Annotated in this window: 5 protein-coding genes; 4 read left to right on the top strand and 1 reads right to left on the bottom strand. The window is 40.6% G+C overall.

Annotated features, from left to right (window positions below):
• Positions 1 to 311 precede the first annotated feature (311 nt).
• The 4 genes from JGK22_RS32610 (at position 312) to JGK22_RS32595 (ending at position 3,457) form a co-directional block, all read left to right on the top strand.
• Positions 312 to 911, top strand: a complete 600-nt coding sequence (locus tag JGK22_RS32610; protein WP_293314508.1) for a pentapeptide repeat-containing protein — start codon at positions 312 to 314, stop codon at positions 909 to 911.
• Between the two features lie 83 nt (positions 912 to 994).
• A protein-coding gene (locus JGK22_RS32605) for an IS630 family transposase (protein WP_293209042.1) occupies positions 995 to 2,100 on the top strand; the annotation gives its coding sequence in 2 pieces (ribosomal slippage) (positions 995 to 1,427 and positions 1,427 to 2,100; 1,107 coding nt in all).
• Between the two features lie 11 nt (positions 2,101 to 2,111).
• Positions 2,112 to 2,819, top strand: coding sequence for a pentapeptide repeat-containing protein (locus tag JGK22_RS32600; RefSeq protein WP_293209040.1), 708 nt, complete (start codon positions 2,112 to 2,114; stop codon positions 2,817 to 2,819).
• A gap of 41 nt (positions 2,820 to 2,860) precedes the next feature.
• Positions 2,861 to 3,457 (top strand): pentapeptide repeat-containing protein, encoded by a 597-nt coding sequence (locus tag JGK22_RS32595; protein WP_293209038.1) that lies wholly within the window; start codon positions 2,861 to 2,863, stop codon positions 3,455 to 3,457.
• Here the strand turns inward: JGK22_RS32595 and JGK22_RS32590 are convergent.
• Positions 3,454 to 4,781: DNA/RNA non-specific endonuclease (locus JGK22_RS32590; protein WP_293209036.1), on the bottom strand; the 1,328-nt coding region annotated here is incomplete at its 5' end. The two genes, JGK22_RS32595 and JGK22_RS32590, sit on opposite strands and share 4 nt — an antisense overlap.

The following is a 4,781-nucleotide window of genomic DNA, read 5'->3' as shown; positions in this document are numbered from 1 at the left end:
TATTTTTGGGTAAGAAGCTTTCTTACCCTATCTTTTTTGAGGCGATTTGTCTAGAGTTATCTCCCTGTATGCTTTTCAGACGACCTGTCACCCCGTCAGAGCATTATGTTATTATTAGACCTCTTGCAAAATAATTTTCTGATATAATAGAAGGTTTTGCTTTACTTGATTAGACATCTCCCAAAAGCCTGTGAATAACAGGCAGGATGCCTGTTCCACAATTATGGAGATGTCTAATTCAAAACTTCCAATTATAACATATATCTTTTTTGCAAGAGGTCTATTGTAAATAAACTCTAGGATACAAAGTTATGGACAGAATAAATGAAGCAGAACTACTAAGACGATATACTGCTGGGGAGAGGGACTTCAACGGGCTTGATTTGAGCCGAGCTAGATTGAGTGGGGTTAATCTCAGCGGAGTTAATCTTAGTGAAGCAAATCTGGGTAGCGCCGTTCTGGACGAAGCTGATTTAAGTGAAGCCTCTCTGAGAAATGCTTGGTTGAACGGGGCTATCCTTGAGAGGGTCAATCTGAGTGGAGCTAACTTGGAAAGCGCCAACTTGGAAGCGGTTTACATCAGAGATGCCAACTTGAGTAGGGCGAACCTGAGAAATGTTTGGTTTGCCTATGCCTTTGCACAGCGCAGTAACTTTACAGGAGTTAACCTCAGTGGGGCTATACTTCACGAAACCAGCTTGGATAATGCTCTTTTGATTGGCGCTGACCTTCAAGGTGCCGAGTTGGATCAAGCTGGACTCAGTGATGCCAATCTCAGTGGGGCTAATCTCAGTGGGACTATTCTTAAAGAAGCCGACTTTGATAATCGAAGATTGCTTCCTTGCGAAAGCTATTTTCTGCAATACCATTATGCCAGATGGAAGTATTGCGAACAATATTTCTGGGTATGAATGAGGAATATAGCGATCGCAAATGAATTGTAAATCACAAATCATGTATAATAATGAGGACGTAAATCTCAGTAGGAGTTGAGATGTCCCCAAAGAAATCGGCAGAAAAATTTGTGGAGCATGAAGTCCAAGCTTTATGGGAACTCGAAAATTTTATTGCCAGCAATCCCGACCCAAGAGAACTTAAAAGAGCTGCTTCTATCCGCATGTTAATTGAAGGGGTTCGCCGCGAAACTATTCAAAAGATATTGGGAGTATCATCTCCATTTATCAGTAAGTGGAAAATCAATTATGCGTTGCATGGAATTGAAGGGTTGCGCTTAAATCATCAGGGTTCGCGGGGACAACTTAAGCCTGAAGAACGAGCGGAAGTCATCCAATGGTTAACCAATAAAAACCAGTGGGACTTATCCGAATTATCAAATTATATAGCCGAGCGATATCAGATTGAATTTCCATCAAAAACTAGCTACTACCAACTTTTTAATTCAGCGGGAATTAGCTGGAAAAAATCTCAAAAAAAAATCCAAAACGTGATGAAGAACTCGTCAAAAAAAAGCACCAAGAAATCTGTGAAATTCTGGAAGAACACCGCTCAGCTATAGAATCGAGAAAGCTTGTGGTGTATTTGATTGATGAGTGTCATCTATTGTGGGGAGATGTCTGTGGTTATCTTTGGGGAAGGCGCAACGAGAGAATAGAAATACCAGTGGTGAATCAGAGAGAAAAACAAACTTATTATGGCGCAGTAAATTATTTAACAAAACAGTTTGTTCTGCGAGAATATGCAAGGGCAAATTCTGAGAATACAGTGGCTTTCTTAAAAGACTTACAATCTTTAAATCCCGAAGCCAGACATTTGATTATTTGGGATGGAGCCAGCTATCACAAATATAAAGAAATGAAAGCTTACCTAGAAGAAATTAATCAAGGGTCTGAGCGGGCTGAATGGCCTTTAACTTGTGTCCTGTTTGCTCCTAATGCAAGGCAGCAGAATCCAGTCGAAGATATTTGGCTTCATGCCAAGACTTGGGTGAGAAAATTTGGGAATCGGATCGGTTCTTTTTCCTTGCTTAAATGGTTCTTCAATTTTACCATACAGGAACAAAGCTTTGACTTTCCCAAGTTACACAAATTTGGTATTTTTGAACCAACACTCAATGGAACTGCTGCTCGCTCCAACCCTTAATTAATTTACGAATGATTTGCGATCGCTATATTATTTTAGAGAACGCTGATTTAACTGATATTAACTTGAGCAATGCTGAACTCAATGAAGTTTACCTCATGGGTGCTAATCTAACTGGTGCCAACTTGAGTAATGCTTCTTTGTATATTGTGAGTCTTGCCTCTGCTAACTTGGAGCAAGCTATATTCCGCAATACTACTCTTGATGAAGTTAGTTTTGAGCCTCCAAATCCACGATATATAGAAGTTCGTAAATTGCTCGAACAGTACGCTGCTGGGGAGAGAAATTTTGCGGGAATTAAGGTTAATAACACTGCCCTGAGCGGGGTTGACCTAAGTGGAATCAATTTGAGCAAAGCCCACCTTATGACTCTCAATTTGAGCAATGCCAATTTGAGTAATGCTCACTTGCCAGGAGCTAGAATGCTTGGTACTAACCTAAGTGGCGCGAATCTGAGCGGGGCTAATCTAAGAAATGCCGACCTCAGCGGTGCGAATCTGAGAAAAGCTAATCTGAACGATGCCGACTTAAGAGATGCTATTTTGAGTGGTGCTGATTTGACCGAGGCTGACTGCGAGAGAACCAAAACTGAAAATGTTATTTTGGTGGCAACCAACCTGACAGGTGTCAAAGGTTTTGGCAGTGGGATAGGAGCTTTTGTCTGCAAAACCATTGAACCAGGGGGAGAATTCGTAGAGGGACCCGCTTGGATTGAGTAAATAATCCAGTATTATGACTAACATAATTGAAGACACAACTTATGAACAATCAAGAATCGCTTAAACTGAATTATCAACAATGGCTAAAACGCTTGGAGATATCTTCAGAAGAATTACTTAAACTTTACGCCTCTGGAATCAGAGAATTTAAAGGAGTTAGGCTGATTAAAGGTAATCTCAGTGGGGCTAATTTGAGTGGTATTGTTCTCTATCAAGCCTATTTGGAAAAATCCATACTCACAAATACTGACTTCAGTGGTGCTAATCTCGTTGAAGCCCACCTAGAGGGTGCTGACCTACGTGGTGCCAATTTGAGTAAAGTCGATACGCTTGAAGCTTCTTTTCCCAATGCTAACCTGAGCCAGGCTAATCTGAGTGGTGCTATTTTGCCGAGTACCAACTTTTATTGTGCAAATTTAAGTGGTACGACTCTTAGGAATACACAAATGGTTGACTGTGACCTGATCGATACCAACTTTAACCATGCCGATCTTACTGATGCTACAATAGATTATTGTAATCTAACAGGTGCAGACCTAAGATGGGCGATCTTTAATAATACGATTATTAAGGAATCCTGTCTCAGCGAAGTTCAAGTAATTAGCTGGAAGGGAGCTATTTTGATTGATTGCTACTAAGGTGTAAAAACTGTCTGCTTTAGCTGGTTGCGGATTAGTTCCGGCACATGAGACAAAAAGTTGTAATTATAAGTATTTCCATCTAAATTAGCGGCATCTCGAATTCGTCTTTCGAGTTCATTGATCGAAATTAGGTAATCAGTCCACGCAGTACCTACAACACCTTCGTTATTCGGTATATCAACGGTAATAATTCCCGTTTCTGGGGTTATATCGGATATAGTTTGACCAGGTTCCAAAACTACAATAATTTTCCAAGTATGGTCAGGAACACGGATTAACCTATCTTCCTGACCATTTCTTGCTCTGAGAGGCGTATTAAATCCATAGCCACCAGATATAATGTAAAGTTCCCTTCCTTGCCCAAGTACAAGTTCGTTAGAAGCAAAACTTTCCAAAACTGACCATATTCCTCGGTTGAGACCCCGATCTTGTGTAAGTACATTGGTTGTAAAGAAAGTAGCAAATATATCTTTCAAATGTCTATCTCGATCGTCAACAGGTGTCAAGTGACCTCGCTCAGGAATAATTTCATTGATAAGACCTGCATTAATGGTTTCCACTCCTAAATAATCCCAAGGTTGAGCCATACCAAAAGTATTGGGTAGCTCATTATCATCTGCTCTCCAAGGATAAATAGCTCGGTTTACAGGAGAAGGAGGTAAATACCCATTATTTGTTCCAGGTCGAGGCACATTGCCTATCCATGACTGATTCAGTTGCCAGCTTACCCAATTAGGGGCGCGGAAATTGTTGTTATAAGATATAGCGTACTGTGGCTTTTCAATCAAATAGTTGTTGGCATTGTTCGCAGCATCTGGTCTAGCTACTTGTCCATTTAAAGTAGGATTACCAAACATGAGATGAGTGCTCTTAAAGAAAACATCATCAAGATAAACTGTATCATTCCCTTCCAACTCAAACTTAAGCTTAGCTGACTTGCCCCGCAATATTTCAGGTACATCAACATGGAAAGTTTCAAACCCTACATTCCCATAACCAATGCGGTTAGTGTCAGTATCAGCATAGCCTATAGGGTAAGGGATTTCTGCTAAATCACCTGGATTAACTCGACCATCGGCTACTCTTAAGTCAATATTACCTATGGGTTGATAATTTTCATAACCAGGTTCATCGCCTTGGATAGAAACCTTTAACGTGCCACCATTAGGATTAGGAACATGAAGATTAAATCGCAACGCACCCCAGTCAGGCACAACAAACCGATTGTGTGTAATGCTGTCACCAGATGTTAATCTCAGAGCGTAGTTAGGTTGAGCTGGATCGTACCCTACCTCTGGTCTGTAATTGTCGAGACTAGGAA

The organism is Microcoleus sp. PH2017_08_TRC_O_A (assembly GCF_020738665.1).
Taxonomy (GTDB): Bacteria; Cyanobacteriota; Cyanobacteriia; order Cyanobacteriales; family Microcoleaceae; genus Microcoleus.
Note: the sequence above shows the minus strand (reverse complement) of the source record. Positions and strands in the feature narration are given on the sequence as shown.

Coding starts and splice junctions, on each gene's coding strand:
- JGK22_RS32610 (WP_293314508.1), top strand. CDS start 312: ATGGACAGAATAAATGAAGCAGAACTACTAAGACGATATACTGCTGGG.
- JGK22_RS32595 (WP_293209038.1), top strand. CDS start 2,861: ATGAACAATCAAGAATCGCTTAAACTGAATTATCAACAATGGCTAAAA.
- JGK22_RS32600 (WP_293209040.1), top strand. CDS start 2,112: ATGATTTGCGATCGCTATATTATTTTAGAGAACGCTGATTTAACTGAT.